At 53.6% G+C, this 18,035-nt stretch carries 12 protein-coding genes; 9 read left to right on the top strand and 3 right to left on the bottom strand.

Annotation, left to right across the window (positions count from 1 at the left end):
* Positions 1–83: 83 nt before the first annotated feature.
* The 9 genes from prfC to deoD all read left to right on the top strand — a co-directional run bounded on the left by prfC (position 84) and on the right by deoD (position 10,422).
* Positions 84–1,673 carry a peptide chain release factor 3 gene (gene prfC / locus U868_RS0114275; protein WP_025153880.1) on the top strand — a complete coding sequence of 530 codons (1,590 nt, stop codon included), beginning with the start codon at positions 84–86 and terminating at the stop codon, positions 1,671–1,673.
* 101 nt (positions 1,674–1,774) lie between these two features.
* The gene (locus U868_RS0114270) at positions 1,775–2,179 is read left to right on the top strand and encodes a BON domain-containing protein (protein ID WP_029991189.1); all 405 of its coding nucleotides are present in this window, start codon (positions 1,775–1,777) and stop codon (positions 2,177–2,179) included.
* A 32-nt stretch (positions 2,180–2,211) separates the two neighbouring features.
* Positions 2,212–3,276, top strand: coding sequence for a patatin-like phospholipase family protein (locus U868_RS0114265; protein WP_025153878.1), 1,065 nt, complete (start codon positions 2,212–2,214; stop codon positions 3,274–3,276).
* A gap of 4 nt (positions 3,277–3,280) precedes the next feature.
* Positions 3,281–4,063 (top strand): TatD family hydrolase, encoded by a 783-nt coding sequence (locus tag U868_RS0114260; protein WP_029991187.1) that lies wholly within the window; start codon positions 3,281–3,283, stop codon positions 4,061–4,063.
* Between the two features lie 359 nt (positions 4,064–4,422).
* Positions 4,423–5,706: a NupC/NupG family nucleoside CNT transporter gene (locus U868_RS0114255; protein ID WP_029991185.1), complete on the top strand. Its 1,284-nt coding sequence runs from the start codon at positions 4,423–4,425 to the stop codon at positions 5,704–5,706.
* A gap of 447 nt (positions 5,707–6,153) precedes the next feature.
* Complete coding sequence (gene deoC, locus U868_RS0114250) at positions 6,154–6,933, top strand: deoxyribose-phosphate aldolase (RefSeq protein WP_025153876.1); 780 nt, start codon at positions 6,154–6,156, stop codon at positions 6,931–6,933.
* 92 nt (positions 6,934–7,025) lie between these two features.
* Positions 7,026–8,348, top strand: coding sequence for a thymidine phosphorylase (deoA, locus tag U868_RS0114245; RefSeq protein WP_029991183.1), 1,323 nt, complete (start codon positions 7,026–7,028; stop codon positions 8,346–8,348).
* A gap of 62 nt (positions 8,349–8,410) precedes the next feature.
* Positions 8,411–9,634, top strand: coding sequence for a phosphopentomutase (deoB, locus tag U868_RS0114240; protein ID WP_025153874.1), 1,224 nt, complete (start codon positions 8,411–8,413; stop codon positions 9,632–9,634).
* A gap of 68 nt (positions 9,635–9,702) precedes the next feature.
* On the top strand, positions 9,703–10,422 hold the full coding sequence (gene deoD / locus U868_RS0114235) for a purine-nucleoside phosphorylase (RefSeq protein ID WP_025153873.1): 720 nt from the start codon (positions 9,703–9,705) through the stop codon (positions 10,420–10,422).
* 291 nt (positions 10,423–10,713) lie between these two features.
* Here deoD and U868_RS0114230 read toward each other — a convergent pair whose 3' ends face one another.
* From U868_RS0114230 to U868_RS0114220, 3 genes are read right to left on the bottom strand one after another with little or no spacing between them, the layout of a single operon-like run.
* Positions 10,714–13,500 carry a M16 family metallopeptidase gene (locus U868_RS0114230; RefSeq protein ID WP_025153872.1) on the bottom strand — a complete coding sequence of 929 codons (2,787 nt, stop codon included), beginning with the start codon at positions 13,498–13,500 and terminating at the stop codon, positions 10,714–10,716.
* Positions 13,490–15,190, bottom strand: a complete 1,701-nt coding sequence (locus U868_RS0114225; RefSeq protein WP_025153871.1) for an ABC transporter ATP-binding protein/permease — start codon at positions 15,188–15,190, stop codon at positions 13,490–13,492. Before U868_RS0114225 ends, U868_RS0114230 begins: the two co-directional genes overlap by 11 nt.
* Positions 15,191–15,232: 42 nt before the next feature.
* Positions 15,233–18,004 (bottom strand): secretin and TonB N-terminal domain-containing protein, encoded by a 2,772-nt coding sequence (locus U868_RS0114220; RefSeq protein WP_080694366.1) that lies wholly within the window; start codon positions 18,002–18,004, stop codon positions 15,233–15,235.
* Positions 18,005–18,035: the final 31 nt, after the last annotated feature.

Genomic DNA, 18,035 nt, shown 5'->3' with positions numbered 1-18,035 from the left:
CCGGGCGAAAATAAGCCCTATTAATGAGAAATCAGAGGCGGAAACCGGGTGTTTCTGCCTCACAGCCCCAGAAGAACGCTCAGATGTCAAATAATGCATTTTTACAGGAAGTGGCCAAGCGCCGCACCTTTGCGATCATTTCGCACCCCGATGCCGGTAAAACCACCATTACCGAAAAAGTCCTGCTGTTCGGACAGGCTATCCAGAAAGCCGGGACAGTCAAAGGGCGCGGCTCTAACCAGCACGCCAAATCTGACTGGATGGAGATGGAAAAACAGCGCGGGATCTCAATCACCACATCTGTGATGCAATTCCCGTATCACGATGCGCTGGTGAATCTGCTGGATACCCCCGGGCACGAAGACTTCTCCGAAGATACCTACCGTACCCTGACGGCGGTGGACTGCTGCCTGATGGTGATCGATGCGGCAAAAGGGGTGGAGGATCGTACCCGTAAGCTGATGGAAGTTACCCGTCTGCGTGACACGCCGATTCTGACCTTTATGAACAAACTTGACCGCGACATCCGTGACCCGATGGAGTTACTGGATGAAGTGGAAAACGAGCTGAAAATTGCCTGTTCGCCGATTACCTGGCCTATCGGCTGCGGTAAGCTGTTCAAAGGGGTGTATCACTTATACCGTGATGAGACCTATCTGTATCAGACCGGCAAGGGACACACCATCCAGGAGGTCCGTACTGTAAAAGGGCTGAATAACCCGGATCTGGATGCCGCTGTCGGTGAAGAACTGGCAGCACAGCTGCGTGATGAGCTGGAGCTGGTACAGGGTGCATCCCATGAATTTGATGAGGAACTGTTCCTCGCCGGTGAACTGACGCCGGTTTTCTTCGGCACCGCGCTGGGGAATTTCGGGGTGGATCATATGCTGGATGGCCTGGTTTCCTGGGCACCGGCACCGATGCCGCGTCAGACGGATGTCCGCGAAGTGACAGCAAAAGAAGATAAATTCACTGGTTTTGTCTTTAAAATTCAGGCGAATATGGATCCCAAACACCGTGACCGCGTGGCGTTCCTGCGCATTGTCTCCGGTGTGTATGAAAAAGGCATGAAACTGCATCAGGTACGTCTCAAAAAAGATGTGGTGATTTCTGATGCGCTGACCTTTATGGCCGGTGACCGTGCGCATGTGGATTGCGCCTATCCCGGCGATATTATCGGGCTGCATAACCACGGTACCATTCAGATTGGTGATACCTTCACTCAGGGTGAAATTCTGAAATTCACCGGCATCCCTAACTTTGCACCGGAACTGTTCCGCCGTATCCGTCTGCGTGATCCGCTGAAACAGAAACAGCTGCTCAAAGGGCTGGTTCAGCTGTCTGAAGAGGGGGCTGTGCAGGTTTTCCGTCCGCTGGCTAACAATGACCTGATTGTCGGGGCGGTGGGTGTGCTTCAGTTTGATGTGGTGGTTGCCCGTCTGAAAAGCGAATACAACGTCGAAGCGATTTATGAGGCTGTTAACGTCTCTACCGCCCGCTGGGTGGAGTGTAACGATGTGAAGAAACTGGAAGAGTTCAAACGTAAAAATGAACTGCATCTGGCACTCGACGGCGGCGATAACCTCTCTTATATCGCACCGACCATGGTGAACCTGAATCTCACTGCGGAACGTTATCCGGATGTGAGTTTCCACAAAACCCGCGAACACTGACAGAAAAATAACGCGCCGCCGGGCGCGTTTTTTTTATGGCGGAGTTAAGATACACTGACGGACAGATGATGTTCATCATGAAAATAAAGAAGGGGATGAGAATGCGTAATACCATGAAATCACTGGCTGTTCTGCTGGTCAGCGGCACACTGTTCAGTGCATCCGCCATGGCGGAGGAATCTCTGAGTCAGAAAGCAGGGCAGGCGTGGGACAGTGCTTCTCAGTCTGCGGAAGATCTTGGTAAGCAGGCAGAGCAGAAATTTGACGGCGCGGTAAAAGATGCCTCACTGCTGGTGGATGATAGCACCATTACCGCGAAAATCCGTGGTCAGTTGTTAAGTGCAAATGATATTGACAGCAATGATATCGCTGTAAAAACCATTAACGGTACTGTGTATCTTTCCGGGTTTGTCACCACTGATGCTCAGCGTACAAAAATCATCGATATTGCCAAAGGCATCCCCGGCGTCCGCGCGGTGGAAGTCAGTATCGGGCAATATAAATAACCGGCAGATAATCTGCGCCGGGGGAAGACAGGATGGGAACGTATATCCCGGTAACGCCCGGGAAAATCGCACCGCTGGCCTGGTTGCCTGATCCGCTTCAGGCACCCGGTAAACTGGCACTGGTCTGTGAAGGTGGCGGTCAGCGCGGGATTTTTACCGCCGGGGTGCTGGATGAATTTCTCAAAGCCGGGTTTAACCCGTTTGATTTACTGATAGGCACTTCTGCGGGAGCGCAGAACCTGTCGGCCTATCTGTGCGGTCAGCGCGGCTACGCCCGTCATGTCATTACCCGTTACACCACAGACAAACAATTCTTTAATCCGCTGCGTTTTATCCGCGGCGGAAATCTTATCGACCTCGACTGGCTTATTTCTTCAACCTCTGCAGAATGTCCGCTGGATATTGCGTATGCACTGCGGCGCTTTGAGAAGGGGCAGGAATTTTATATGTGCGCCAGCCGGGCGGATAATCTGAATGCCGCGTATTTCAGCCCGCAGGCGGAAGACTGGCTGGAATATATCAAAGCCTCCAGCGCCATCCCGGGATTCTACCGTGAAGGGGTGGAGATTGACGGTATCACATATCATGACGGCGGCATCAGTGATGCCGTACCGGTTATTGAGGCATGGCGGCGCGGTGCCACCCGGATTGTGGTGATCCGGACAGTGCCGTCACAGCTCTATTACACCCCGGAATGGATAAAACGGATGGAACGCTGGCTGGAAAAAAGCCATCTGAAACGGATGGTTGCCATGATGAAACAGCACGCCAAAAGTTATTACCGGACACAAAAGTTTATTCAGTCACCGCCGCCCGGGGTTGAAATTGCTGAAATTTATCCGAATGCACCACTGGCGAGTAATGCGCTCGGCAGCCGGGTTAAAACCCTGATGCAGGATTACCGGCTGGGCCGCCGCAGCGGGCGCTATTTTCTGGCAACGCTCGGTGAGCGCTGGGCATCATATCAGCCGGTACGACGTTCCGTACTGAGGGTGCCGCCCGCATCCAACGACAGCGATTCTCAGTTGCCCGTCACTGACGGCACCGCCGCTGTATTGCATTCACCGGAACGCTCACCGGAAAAGACGGCGGACTGAATAAATGCCATTTATTGATACCCACTGCCATTTTGATTTTCCGTTTTTTACGGATGATCTTACCCGCCACAAAGCCGCAGCGGCACAGGCCGGGCTGACTGATATTATTATCCCGGCGGTCAGTCATTGGAATCTCAGCACGGTGGCCGGGCTGTGCCGGTCATCCGGCGATACCTTTCCCCGCCTGCACGCAGCGTTTGGTCTGCATCCGCTTTATATTGCAGAACACACCCCTGAACATCTGGAACAGCTTGAGTCCCTTATCACCGGAAGCGGGGCAGAGTGTGTGGGGGTAGGAGAGATCGGGCTGGATCGCTATATGGCGGAGCCGCAGTGGGATAAGCAGCTGGATTTTTTTATTGCTCAGCTGAAACTGGCCGCGCGGACAGATAAACCGGTTATTCTGCATTCCCGCAAAACCCATGACACGCTTGCTGCGGTTCTGCGCCGTCATCCGGTGCCCTGCCGTGGAGTGGTTCACGGTTTTTCGGGCAGTTTTGCCCAGGCGGATGCCTTTGTGAAGCTGGGTTATTACATCGGGGTCGGCGGGACGATTACTTACGACCGGGCGCAGAAGACCCGGCGGGCAATCGCGCAACTTCCGCTCTCTGCGTTACTGCTGGAAACGGATGCCCCGGATATGCCGCTCAGCGGTTTTCAGGGTGAGCCGAACCGGCCGGAGCAGATTGTCCGCACTTTTGAGGTGCTTTGTTCACTGCGCAGTGAGTCTCCGGAGGAGATTGCTGTTCAGATTTATCGCAACAGCTGTACACTTTTTTCCCTGTAATCATCTGATTAAGATTCCTGAATCGATTTTTCCGAGATTTTGTCCTGTGCGGCCTGCATTCTGTGTGCCAAATCACCTGAAATCACTTACAATTGTAAGCGGATGTTATTTCATGTTCGTCATCTGGTTAAATACCCGCCAATTCCCGGTCTGTCAGCGAATTTTTCAGGGTAAAACAGTTGAATAATGTGATTATCATCATGTTTTTGTATTTTTTGTTACTTTTTTCAGTCGTTATTTGTGACGCAAGTTGATTGTTGACCGGACTGACCGGGTATAATCAGCGCCACAGGGTCCTGCTCTGAGCTGCATGCGGAACAGGACTATTACTCTACATTATCGTGAACAGGGATACTTCCATGCAACTCCTTATGAGTCTGGTCGGGATGGCAGTGCTGATCTTTATCGCAGTGCTGTTTTCAAGTGATCGCCGGGCAATCAAACTGCGGACTGTCACCGGTGCCTTTATTATTCAGGTGCTGATCGGGGCATTGGTACTTTACTGGGATCCGGGCCGTGATGCATTAATCTCCGTTTCAAACGGTGTCGCTAACGTGATTGATTACGGTCAGAAAGGGATGGACTTCATTTTTGGTGCTTTGGTATCAAATGAAAAAATGGAGCATGCATTTGGTAAGAACAATGGTTTTGTCTTTGCCCTGCGCGTTCTGCCGGTTATTGTCTTCTTCTCCTCGCTGATTGCTGTTCTGTATTATCTCGGCATTATGCAGCTTGTGATTAAAATTCTCGGCGGCGGCTTACAGAAGCTGCTGGGTACCTCCCGTACCGAATCCCTGTCTGCGACAGCCAACATCTTTGTGGGACAAACTGAAGCCCCGCTGGTGGTGCGCCCGTATATTTCAGGAATGACCAACTCAGAACTGTTTGCGGTGATGTGTGGTGGTCTGGCATCCGTGGCCGGTTCTGTTCTCGCCGGGTATGCGCAGATGGGGGTACCGCTGGAGTACCTGATTGCGGCATCCTTTATGGCGGCGCCGGGCGGCCTGCTGTTTGCGAAACTGATGGTACCGGAAACCGAGCATTTCGATGATCGCCGTGAAGCCATGGCCGGTATGGCAGAAGAAGAACGCCCTGCCAACATCATTGATGCGGCGGCAAGCGGTGCGTCTTCCGGTATGCAGCTGGCACTGAACGTGGGTGCAATGCTGCTGGCGTTTATCGCGCTGATCGCCTTAATCAACGGGATCTTAAGTGGTGTCGGTGGCTGGTTTGATTATCCGCAGCTGTCACTGGAACTGCTCCTCGGCTGGATCTTCTCACCAATCGCCTTCCTGATCGGTGTTCCGTGGAGTGAAGCAATGACGGCCGGTTCCTTTATCGGCCAGAAAATTGTGGTGAATGAGTTTGTCGCCTATATGAATTTCGGTGAATACCTGAAGCCGGATACGCAGGTGATTGCTGCCGGTTTACAGCCGCTGTCTGATCACACCAAAGCGATTATCTCCTTTGCCCTGTGCGGTTTTGCTAACCTGTCCTCCGTTGCTATCCTGCTGGGTGGCCTGGGCGGTATGGCACCTAACCGCCGTAAAGACGTGGCACGTCTGGGCATGAAAGCGGTGATGGCCGGTACTCTCTCCAACCTGATGAGTGCAACTATCGCCGGTTTCTTCCTGGCACTGTAAAGCGCTTTCTGCACAGGTGAACCCGGTTCACCTGTGCATTTTACTGATTCAGTGTACTTGTCTTTCTGTCTCTCCCTGTTTATCCCTTTCCTGCGTTATACTATGCCGTGAATATATGCTGTCATTTTGCGCATATCGGGCTATTAACGTGATTTTTATCACATAATCATATGTATTGATGTAAATGCTGTTATATAAACGTGATGAAAGGCACGTATTATAGCGCCGGGACATGCTCAAATACGGCATGGATACCCTGTAACGGATTCGGTGATTCTGTTTGTCAGGTCACCTGTATGACAGCGCGGTGAGAAGGATCTCAGCGTTAACTCTTATCTCAAGAGAAACAACGTCTTCACGGAACCAAGTCCCGCTCGCCAACACATTTTGCATCGTTCAGATATTGCGTCTGCCCGGTAACGGCGCAGGCATACGTTGGAGAGTTTTATGACCGATTTAACCGCCGCAGCGCAGCGCGCGCTGTCCTTAATGGATTTAACCACCCTGAATGATGATGATACTGACGCGAAAGTCACTGCGTTGTGTCACCAGGCGAAAAGCCCGGCCGGCCAGACTGCGGCTGTCTGCATTTACCCGCGTTTTATCCCGCTGGCCCGTAAAGTTCTTCGTGAGCAGGGTACGCCGGACGTGCGTATCGCGACAGTCACCAACTTCCCGTACGGTAATGATGATATTGAGATTGCACTGGCTGAAACCAATGCGGCGATTGCTTACGGCGCAGATGATGTGGATGTGGTGTTCCCGTACCGTGCGCTGATGGCCGGTAATACACAGGTGGGTTTTGATATGGTAAAAGCCTGCAAAGATGCCTGTGCGAAACACAATGTGCTGCTGAAAGTGATCATCGAAAGCGGTGAGCTGAAAGATCCGGCGTTAATTCGTCAGGCATCTGAAATCGCCATCAAAGCCGGTGCTGATTTTATTAAAACCTCCACCGGTAAAGTGCCGGTCAATGCCACGCCGGAAACCGCGGAAATCATGATGACCGTGATCCGTGATATGGGCGTTGGTAAAACCGTTGGTTTCAAACCGGCCGGTGGTGTCCGTACTGCGGAAGAAGCCGCACTGTATCTGGCGATGGCTGACCGTATCATGGGCGAAGGCTGGGCTGACTCCCGTCACTTCCGTTTTGGCGCATCCAGCCTGTTAGCCAGCCTGCTTAACGCACTGGGCTACGCAGACGCCAAATCTGACAGCAAGTATTAATCACGCTTTCCGGGCTGTTTTTGCCGCCCGGTGTTCTGATTAACCCCGCACCTCCGGTGCCGGGACGGATCCGGTATTTTAAGGAGATCACCGTGTTTCTGGCTCAGGAAATCATTCGCAAAAAACGGGACGGACACCCGCTCTCTGATGAGGAAATTCGTTTCTTTATTAACGGTGTGCGTGATAACTCAGTCTCTGAGGGACAAATTGCCGCGCTGGCGATGACGATATATTTCCATGATATGAACCCGCAGGAGCGTGTCTCGCTGACACTGGCGATGCGCGATTCCGGCTCGGTGCTGGACTGGAAAAACCTTGATTTACCGGGCCCGGTTGTGGATAAACACTCCACCGGCGGCGTGGGGGATGTGACCTCCCTGATGCTCGGCCCGATGGTGGCTGCCTGTGGCGGCTATATCCCGATGATCTCCGGCCGCGGGCTGGGACATACCGGCGGCACGCTCGACAAACTGGAAGCGATTCCGGGCTTTGATATTTTCCCGGATGATGAAACCTTCCGCCGTATTATTAAAGAGACCGGTGTGGCGATTATCGGCCAGACCAACTCACTGGCACCGGCGGACAAACGTTTCTACGCGACCCGCGACATTACGGCAACCGTGGATTCCATTCCGCTGATCACCGCCTCTATCCTCGGCAAAAAACTGGCTGAAGGACTGGATGCGCTGGTAATGGATGTGAAAGTCGGTTCCGGGGCATTTATGCCGACTTATGAATTATCGGAGCAACTGGCGCAGGCGATCGTGCAGGTTGCCAACGGCGCGGGCTGCCGGACAACGGCACTGCTGACTGATATGAATCAGGTGCTGGCATCCAGTGCCGGTAATGCGGTGGAAGTACGTGAAGCGGTGCGTTTCCTGACCGGTGAATACCGCAATCCGCGCCTGTATGAAGTCACTATGGCGCTGTGCAAAGAGATGCTGGTTTCCGGCGGACTGGCGGCTGACCGCACAGAGGCGGAAGCAAAATTACAGCGCGTGCTGGATAATGGTAAAGCGGCGGAAATCTTCGGCCGGATGGTCGCCGCACAGCGCGGACCGGCTGATTTTATCGAACGTTATCCGCACTATTTGCCATCGGCAGTGCTCAGTAAACCGGTCTATGCTGAGACAGAAGGGATTGTGGCCGCGATGGATACCCGCGCACTGGGGATGGCGGTTGTCTCGCTGGGCGGCGGACGCCGTAAGGCCAGCGATCCGATCGACTACAGTGTCGGATTAAGTGATATCGCCCCGATCAACAGTATGGCTGACGGACAGATGCCGCTGGCGATGATCCATGCCAACAATGAAGATGCGTGGAATGAAGCGGCTCAGGCAGTGCGTCAGGCGGTCACACTCAGTGAGAACCCGGTTACAGATACCCCGCTGATTTACCGCCGGATCAGCGAATAAGAACAATTTTGTTATTCACGCGGAGCCCTGCATCCTGACGTGATCTGACACAGGAGAGAAGTATGAAACGTACATTTATTATGGTGCTGGATTCATTCGGTATCGGTGCTGCACATGATGCCGCTGATTTCGGCGACACCGGTGCTGACACGTTAGGTCATATCGCACAGGCCTGTGCCTGCGGTGAAGCAGACAAAGGCCGTAAAGGGCCGCTGCATCTGCCGAATCTGTCCCGTCTGGGGCTGGGTAAAGCCGCTGAGGAATCCACCGGACACTTCCCGGAAGGTCTGGATAAGAATGCGGAGATTATCGGCGCATACGGCTATGCCGGGGAGTTATCCTCCGGTAAAGATACCCCGTCCGGCCACTGGGAAATTGCCGGTGTTCCGGTTCTGTTTGACTGGGGCTATTTCAGCGATCATGAAAACAGTTTCCCGCAGGAATTACTGGATATCCTTGTTAAACGCGCCAATCTGCCGGGATACCTCGGTAACTGCCACTCATCCGGTACTGTGATTCTGGATCAGCTCGGCGAAGAGCATATGAAAACCGGCAAACCGATTTTCTATACCTCTGCGGACTCCGTTTTCCAGATTGCCTGCCACGAAGAAACGTACGGCCTGGAAAAACTGTATGAGCTGTGTGAAATCGCCCGTGAAGAACTGACCAAAGGCGGTTACAACATCGGCCGTGTGATTGCCCGTCCGTTTACCGGCGAAAAAGCCGGTTCATTTGAACGTACCGGTAACCGTCACGACTACGCGGTAGAGCCGCCGTCAGCGACCATGCTGCAGAAGCTGGTGGAAGAGAAGCAGGGCGAAGTGGTCTCCATCGGTAAAATCGCGGATATCTATGCTCATGTCGGTATCACCAAAAAAGTGAAAGCGACCGGCATTGATGCGCTGTTTGATGCATCACTGGAAGAGATGAAACTGGCCGGTGATAATACCATCGTGTTTACCAACTTTGTTGATTTCGACTCCTCCTACGGCCACCGCCGTGATGTGGCGGGCTACGCTGCTGCACTGGAACTGTTTGACCGCCGTCTGCCGGAGATGCTGAAACTGGTGAAAGAGGACGATATTCTGATCCTGACTGCTGACCACGGCTGTGACCCGACCTGGCCGGGTACCGATCATACCCGCGAACATATCCCTGTGCTGGTGTACGGGCCGAAAGTCAAACCGGGCTCACTGGGCTACCGTGAAACCTTCGCGGATATCGGGCAGACTGTTGCATCCTATTTTAATTTATCCCCGATGGATTACGGCAAAAACATGCTGTAATGTGTCTCTTTTTTCGGGCAGGCTTTCAGTCTGCCCTTTCCCTTTGGATTGACTGAAAGGATTTTTTTATGGCTACCCCTCACATTAATGCCGAACGCGGTGATTTTGCTGATGTTGTTCTGATGCCCGGCGACCCGCTGCGTGCGAAATACATTGCAGAAAATTTTCTGGAAGACATTAAACAAGTCAACAATGTGCGTGGCATGCTGGGTTTTACCGGAACCTATAAAGGCCGCCGTATCTCTGTGATGGGCCACGGTATGGGGATCCCGTCCTGCTCTATTTACGCCAAAGAGCTGATTACGGAGTTTGACGTGAAAACCATTATCCGCGTCGGTTCCTGCGGGGCTATCAGCCCTGATGTCAAACTGCGTGATGTGGTTATCGGCATGGGTGCGAGCACGGATTCCAAAGTGAACCGCCTGCGTTTCAAAGATAACGATTTCGCGGCTATCGCGGACTTCGGGCTGGTACGTAATGCGGTTGAAGCGGCAGAAAACGCCGGGATCCCGGCTCGGGTCGGTAATATCTTTTCTGCGGATTTATTCTATACACCGGATCCGCAAATGTTTGACGTGATGGAAAAATACGGCATTCTGGGCGTGGAAATGGAAGCCGCCGGTATTTATGGCGTGGCTGCTGAATTCGGTGCGAAAGCACTGACTATCTGCACCGTTTCTGACCACATCCGTACCGGTGAAAACTTACCGGCAGAAGAACGTCAGACGACTTTTAATGAAATGATCACTATCGCGCTGGAATCTGTTTTACTGGGCGATAAAAAGTAATTTATTTCAGTCATTATAAAAACCGCTGCCGGTATTATTTTCCGGCAGCGGTTTATGTTGAAAAACGTAACCGGGGCTTTCTTCTGTCCGGAACAGGGAAAATATAGCCTGATCCGGACAGAATCAGGCACCCGCAGAAAATATAACAACTGTGTTTCTCCTTATCTCTGCCTCATTCGGGTGATAATACGGAGATATATCACAAAATATATTTTCACTCTCCGTTAATACAATGATCGTTATTTTCTGGACGGCTAAAAAATAAAGCCGCTGTTAAACGGCTTTATTTTGTTATGGCGGAGTGAGCATAAATAATTTTTCATTCTCACCGCTGTAGCGGGATAATGCCCGGTTTATATCCTCTGCGGTAATCTGATTAATTAACGCCTCTTCTGCGGTTATCCGGGTAAATTCATTATCGTCCCCGGCAATCTGAGCCAGTGATTCTGTCCAGAACGCGGCACTCTGGTAAACCTGCTGTTTTTCCAGTAACCAGTTGGCTCTGGCTTCATTCAGGGCATTATCACTGATACCGTCTGTTTTCAGGGTTTTCAGCACATTCCGGCTCAGTGCCGTCATCTCTGCGGCGCGCTGAGGATCGGTGGTGAAATTCAGCCGGGCGCTGTAATACGGTGACGGCAGTTTTGCCAGCATAGAGGAGAAACTCAGAGCATAAATACCGCCCGCCTGTTCCCGTAATGCACCGCGTAACTGTTTGCTGATGATGCTGTCGGCCAGTTGCAGTGTCAGGCTTTCTTTCTGTGACCACTGTGCCGGGGCGGCATACTGAATACTCACCATGGTTTTATCAGAGCTGGCTATCGGGTAAGTCCGGCTGAAGGATTGCATTTTGGGTGCGATAGCCGGATCCCGCCACTGCAGGCGCTGCCCGGAAGCAGGAAGGGTGGCGATCCACTTCTCAACTGCCTGTTTTATCTGTTTTTTATCTGCCGCACCACTGATCACCAGTGTCATATCCTGTACCGGGCTGACCAGGAGACGGTGATTTTGCTGTAACTGCGCGGCAGTAAACTGACGCCAGCCGCCGTTTTCATTTATTACCAGACGTTCGCCGTGAGTATGGCTTTCGCGGTTAATGGCATCCAGGAAGCGGCGCTCCACCGGGGTGCTGTTCAGGCTTTCCAGCGTCAGCTGCTGATTGCGGAGTAATTTTTCGCCGCTGAACTGTGGCTGTGTGATCTTCAGATGCAGCAGTTTCAGCAGGGTGTCCAGTTCTTCCGGCGGTGCTTCACCCCGGAATCCGTGGTTCAGCAGTTCGCTGTACGGGCGCAGGCTGAGACTGTGCTGTTTACTGAATAAGGCCAGCTCACGGGCGCTCAGCTCACCGTAGCCGCTGCTTTCCGGCAGTTTCAGTGCCCAGTCGGTCAGTCCTTCCTGTCCGGCAGGCTCCAGTGAACGACCGCCCGGAATGCGCAGATTGACCTGAATATTATCTTTCAGGCTTTTATCCTGATGCACAATCACCCGCAAACCGTTGGATAATTGCCACGATTCAGTGGACGGCAGCGGCAATGGCTGCTCCTGAACAATAGTACCGGCTGCTGCCGGGGTAACATTCAGCGCAACCTGCCGCACGGTCAGGGAAAACGGCCCGGGATCGGACTGCCGGATCTGCTGCCAGCGGTCAGTGAACGCTTTTTCATCAAAACGGGTCTGTTCGCTGTCCGGCCCGAGCAGGGCCAGCCGTGGTGAGGCCTGATTCAGGAATCCGTTCACATGGGTTTTCAGTGTATCCGGCGTGACCGGTTTAAGCAGTTCCCATGCCGTGGTGAGCTGCTGGCGTTTGTCCTGAACCGGCATCCGGTATTCCAGTGCGGTGGTGATGGTATCGGCGAGATAATCATTGCCGTAGCGGGATTCCCCGGCAGCCTGCTGACTGAGTTTCGCCAGCAGACTCTGCCGGGCATCGTCCAGCTCTGCCTGTGTGACGGGCTGTGTCGCCAGGCGCTGAATCTCTGTCCACAACAGGGTGATGCTGCCGAGATAATCGCCACCCTGAGGATGCACTATCATCAGTTGCTGAAGACGGCGGCTGTCCAGCATAGCTCCCTGCGGGTTGATACTGGCGGCAGGCAGTTGCCCGTTATCCACCAGTGCAGTCAGGCGCTGATTGAGAATTGTCACCCAGAGATTATCCAGCAGGTCGTCATACTGTCCGTCACGGGTGTTGAGCGGGGCACGGATATCTCTCTGCAGCGCGAACTGCATAATGCGCTGTCCCTGCTCTTTATCGAAAACAGGTTTTACCAGCAGTCCCGGCTGCGGGGCAAAACGCTGACGGGCAGGATCATCCTGTGCGGCGTCTTTTTTGGCAGGCTGATTAAAATACGCTTCCGCCAGATTGCTGACATCGTGGCGGTTAAACTGCCCGATAACCACCAGACTCATCCGCTGCGGCTGATACCAGGTCTGATAATAGTCTTTTGCTGTGCTGACCGGCGCATGGCGGATCACATCCAATAACCCGATCGGGTCACGTTCCGCATAGAGACTGCCCGCATAGCGCAGCTGCTCAAGGGCATTATTGATACGGAAACCGATGCCCTGGCGCAGCCGCCACTCCTCAATAATCACGGAGCGTTCTTTATCAAACGCAACAGGGTCAAAGGTCATGCCCTGTGCCCAGTCGGCGAGCACCTGTAAACCGGTCCGGATCTGTTCCGGGGTGGCCTGCGGCAGTGACAGTTTATAGACAGTGGAATTGAGGCTGGTGGCGGCATTGACATGGCTGCCGAGATTCAGCCCCTGTTTTTCCAGTTGTTTGAAACTCTGTGTGTCCGGGAAATGCGTGGTGCCTTTAAAGGCCATATGTTCGGTGAAATGCGCCAGGCCGCGCTGCTCTTCTGTTTCCTGCAGTGAACCGCTTTCCACCAGCAGGCGCAGCTCTGCGCCGGGCTGCGGGCGTGACAGAAGATACACATTCATGCCGTTTGCCAGGCGGATGTGCTGTAAATCACTGCGCTGCGGCAGCGGACGATTATCTGTGCCGCTTGTGCTGACAGCGGTACAGCCGGTGAGGATCAGCACCACACCGGCAAAGGTCAGTTTATAATGCATATCGGACTCCTGATGTGCAGGTGGCGGCAGGAGCGGACAGGGCGATCACGCGATCTGCCTCCTGCTGAAGAAAACGCTGGTGGCTGACCAGCAGAAGCGTGCTGTCCGGCAGACGCTGGCGGAGCAGACGGATCATACAGACCGCATTGTCATCATCCAGTGCGGAGGTAATTTCATCGAGCAGCATCAGCTTCGGCTGACTGAGCAGCAGACGGGCGATCAGCAACCGCTGCTGTTCACCACCGGACAGGCGCTGACGCCAGTCGGCATCGGTATCCAGCTGTGGTATCAGTGCGGTAAGCCCGGTGGCGTCCAGCACCTCGCGGTAAGCTTCCGGCGTGAACTGTGCGGCGGTATGCGGATAGGCGAGCAGGGATTTCAGTGTTCCGGATGGCAGATAAAGTGATTGCGGCACCCACATCACATCCTGTTCACGGCTGATATTGCCCCGGTAATAAGGCCAGTGGCCGCTGAGTGCGCGCAGCAGGGTCGATTTCCCCAGCCCGGAGCGGCCGCTGATAATGGCAAATTCCCCGGCGTGCAGAGAGAGTGAAAAACCCTCCAGCAGCGGACGGTTATCCGGCAGCAAAATATCGGCGCAAACATCCAGGCGCACTGCGGACTGGCGGGTTTCGGTGACATCAGACACCGCGTCATTTTCCAGCAGGCGGACGAAATGGTACAGACGGGTTACCGTCGCCTGCCAGGCGGCAATCTCTTTATAGGCAAAAATAAACCAGCCAAGTGACGTCGCGACACTGCTAAAGGCCTGACGCAGTTGCATTAATCCGCCCAGCATCAGTTCACCGGCGAGGAATTTCGGCAGGGCGAACAGGATCGGTGCCAGCGCGGTCACCTGCTGATAACCCACGGTATAAAAGGATAAATTCCGCTCGCAGCGGATCAGCTGATTCCAGTTGGCCGCCACCCGGGCAAATCGGGCCAGCAATTGCTGTTTATCCTGCAACTCCCCCCGCTGCCCGGCAATGGCATCACCGTGCTGTCTGCGGGTGATCAGTGCCGCACGGTAATCCGCCTCACGCTGCTGTTTTTCCATATTCAGTTTACGCAGCGGCCCGCCGATGAGCTGTGTCAGCGCGATACCCACGAGGGTGTAGGCGATACAGGCCCAGAACATATAGCCGTCGATGCGCCAGTCAGTACCGGCGGCAGAGAGCATAATACTGCCGGAAAGCTGCCAGAGGATGGCGGCAAAGGAAACCAGGGTCAGCAGCGAATGCAGGAAAGTGATCAGCAGACTGAGGGTGGATTCCACCAGCAGACGGACATCCTCGGCAATCCGCTGATCCGGGTTATCCGGCTCGCTGGCGGCCAGGCGCAGCAGGTAATGGCGGCTCTGCGGCGACAGCCAGCGGCTGAGGATCTGTTCTGTCATCCCCTCCCGCCAGCGGATAGCCAGTTTCTGCCGGAACCAGGTACCGAGTACCACCACCAGAATCAGCCCGCTGACCAGCACGACGAAAAATTTGATCAGCTGATACAGTGCCGCGCCGTCCAGCTTTTGCAGTGCATTATAAAAATCCCCGTTCCACTGGTTCATGCGGATATTGAACCAGACGGAGGAGAGTGTCAGCCCGAGAGACAACAACAGTAAGAACCAGCAAAACAGGGCGGCGCGCCGCCCCCAGAACGGCTTCACCAGCCAGAAAAATTGTTTTATCGTTTTCATTGATTATTCATAACGTTAAGAGACATTGCTCACATGCTCAGATTAAAAATCGTAATTCAGCTGTAACCAGAACTGACGGCCCGGATCATAGGCAATCACCTTGTTACCGGCATAGATAAAGGTATCCGCGACATTTTTGTTATTCAGGACGTTATTTACTTCCAGCGAGACAGACGCGCCGTAAGCAAATTCCGGTTTCCAGTTCACGCGGGTATCCCAGGTGAATTTGGATGCGAAATGTTCTTTCTGATAGACACGTAACTCGCCGTACTGCGGATCACGGACCACTTCGTTGTCATGACGGACAGCCTGATTACGTGCCCCCCACCATTGCAGGCGGTTGTACCAGGAAATATTGTAATTATCCCAGTCACTGGTCAGCTCGACGTTCAGCTTCAGCGGCGAGTTAAAGTTACTGGCAGGCAGATCACTGACGTCGATTACTTTGCCGCCGTACATTACTTTGTCGGAGTTAATGGCAGTGCCCGGCTCAAAGAAGGCATAGCCCTGGTCAGACGGGAAGTTGGTTTTGGTATCCTGCCAGACGATTGAGGAGGTAAAGACATGGCTTGCCTGCCCCCATTCCCACGGCTGACTGTTACTGACGGCCAGGGTGACGGAGTCATGTTTGCTGCGTCCGGCATTATCAAAGGTGCGGATGTTGCCTTTGTCGGAGTATTTGTCCGGGCCGGTCAGGTTGGTATATTTGGTGCGGCTGCGGACTTCATCGTAACCTTCACGGTGGACATAGGTCAGACGCCACGTTGTGCTGAGAATTTCCTGTTGCAGGCCGAGGGAAATTTCATCGTTATACGGCGTTTTCAGTGAATCCAGACCTTCAAAATCATTGCTCGGGATCCAGTTTTCTCCCCAGTTACACATATAGCATTTTTCCAGCCCGGCATTCTGTGCACCGTACAGGGCGTAGGTCAGCATGGAGCGGCCGTAATAACGGTTGGCACCGGCGATCAGCAGCGTTTCTTTATTGCCGAACAGATCATAAGTGGCGGCCAGGCGTGGTGCGACATTGGTGCGCTGAACAAAATCATCCCGATCCACGCGGATACCCGGACGCAGTGTCAGACGGCCAATCTCAATATTGTCATCGGCAAACAGCGCGTAGTTGTTATAACTGACTGAGGCGGTTCCCGGCAGGAAACGGTGGATATTGGTCATCTCCATGCCCATATCCGCATAAGTGGCTTTGTCATCACTGGTGTGATAATGCGATTTATCGCGGATATAGCGGCCTTTGGTATGGGTGGATTCCATCCCGAGTGTCGGGCGGTGTGTGATCCCGAAGCCTTCTGACGGCAGGAAACGGGCAACGGCTTTGGTGGTGACATTGTCCTGCTCTGTCCGCAGATCACCCAGTCCGCCCATTTTGGTGTTAATAATCGTTTTACCGTCCGGTAACCTGTCTTTCAGCTCATAAAAATGCTGCTCGTCATTCACGCGGTTATCTTTCAGTTTCTGATAACCCAGGGTGAATTCCAGATCAGCCAGGCTGGTCTGGTGCTTCAGAACACCGGTTACGCCTAATCCTTTGTGGTTATTGTCATAACCTGAGTTGGCAATATTGGAGGCGAATAAACGTGCTTTGTAATCGGAGTAATTCAGGGAAATATCCGCCGTGGTGACCGGCGAGAGATCCATTGCATACTTCACGAACAGGTTGTCTGAGGTACGTTTCTGGTTGCGTTTGCGCTTATCAAACTCATAACCGACCAGTTCTTCACCTTCCATCACCGCCATCAGTACTGAGGTATTGGCCGGAATGGTGGAGGTACGGCGGGAGGCAGATACCGTCAGGCCGCTGTTTTCGGTTACACCGACTTCAAACCAGCCGCCGAAATCGTGTTTGTTATATTCATTCTGGAAACGGGCCGGGTGGCTGATATCATTTTTGGATGAGTCGATCGGCTGTGAAGAATCCTCAAACAGATGATTCCAGGCGGAGCGGGTGGTGCGGTAATACATATGACCGCTGTTTTCGCCGTTCCAGCGGCGGCTGGTGACATCCACACTGCCGCCGGTAAAGCCGCCGAATTCCACCGGGATGTTGTTATCGTAAACCGTCACGCTGTCGATCAGACGGCTGTCGATATACATGCCCTGGTCGCCGCTGTCCAGACGGGTGGAGGTTTCTCCCAGGGTATCTTTTGCCGGGTCGAAATCGTTGTTAAAGCTGATGCCGTCGAGTTTATAGGCGTTCTGGAAACTGGATGCGCCGTGAATGGAAATCCGCGACGGTTTGATTTCGCCCTGGTTGAGGGACGAACTGTCATTACCGGCAAACTGTACGGCAGGGTTGGTACGCAGCAGTTCCGTGACGTTGCCGTCACCGGTATTGCGCTGGCGGATCTCCTCTGCGGTAATGTATTGCGGGGCCGACATGACATCGGTGGCCGGATGGTAAGCCAGTTCACCCTGAACCCGGGTTTCCGGGATTAAAATGGTTTCCGCTTCAGTGCTCAGCGGACGGATAACATAGCTGCTGCCCTGCTGTACCAGTGTCAGGCCGGAGCCTGCCAGCAGGGTCTGAATGGCGGTCTGCGCGGAATAGCTGCCGTGCAGAGCCGGTGCCCGCAGTGCGCCGAGTTGTCCGGCATCATACAGTAACTGGATTTGTCCCTGCTGTGCGATGGTGTTCAGCGAACGGCTCAGTGCCTGTTCCGGCAGATCAAGAGTGAGATCCGCGGCCCCTGCCGGTAGCGCTGTCAGCCCGAATGCCAGCACAATGGCTGAACTGACCGCCCTGATGCTGAATGGTGATGGTTTTATTGTCATTTTTATCATTTCCGGAAGTGTCATAGTTATCCCCTGTATCAGAAGACGCGGAAAT

The sequence above is a fragment of the Morganella morganii H1r genome (assembly GCF_000633515.1).
Taxonomy (GTDB): domain Bacteria; phylum Pseudomonadota; class Gammaproteobacteria; order Enterobacterales; family Enterobacteriaceae; genus Morganella; species Morganella morganii_B.
Note: the sequence above shows the minus strand (reverse complement) of the source record. Positions and strands in the feature narration are given on the sequence as shown.

Coding starts and splice junctions, on each gene's coding strand:
- prfC (WP_025153880.1), top strand. CDS start 84: ATGTCAAATAATGCATTTTTACAGGAAGTGGCCAAGCGCCGCACCTTT.
- U868_RS0114270 (WP_029991189.1), top strand. CDS start 1,775: ATGCGTAATACCATGAAATCACTGGCTGTTCTGCTGGTCAGCGGCACA.
- U868_RS0114265 (WP_025153878.1), top strand. CDS start 2,212: ATGGGAACGTATATCCCGGTAACGCCCGGGAAAATCGCACCGCTGGCC.
- U868_RS0114260 (WP_029991187.1), top strand. CDS start 3,281: ATGCCATTTATTGATACCCACTGCCATTTTGATTTTCCGTTTTTTACG.
- U868_RS0114255 (WP_029991185.1), top strand. CDS start 4,423: ATGCAACTCCTTATGAGTCTGGTCGGGATGGCAGTGCTGATCTTTATC.
- deoC (WP_025153876.1), top strand. CDS start 6,154: ATGACCGATTTAACCGCCGCAGCGCAGCGCGCGCTGTCCTTAATGGAT.
- deoB (WP_025153874.1), top strand. CDS start 8,411: ATGAAACGTACATTTATTATGGTGCTGGATTCATTCGGTATCGGTGCT.
- deoD (WP_025153873.1), top strand. CDS start 9,703: ATGGCTACCCCTCACATTAATGCCGAACGCGGTGATTTTGCTGATGTT.
- U868_RS0114230 (WP_025153872.1), bottom strand. CDS start 13,500: ATGCATTATAAACTGACCTTTGCCGGTGTGGTGCTGATCCTCACCGGC.
- U868_RS0114225 (WP_025153871.1), bottom strand. CDS start 15,190: ATGAAAACGATAAAACAATTTTTCTGGCTGGTGAAGCCGTTCTGGGGG.
- U868_RS0114220 (WP_080694366.1), bottom strand. CDS start 18,004: ATGACACTTCCGGAAATGATAAAAATGACAATAAAACCATCACCATTC.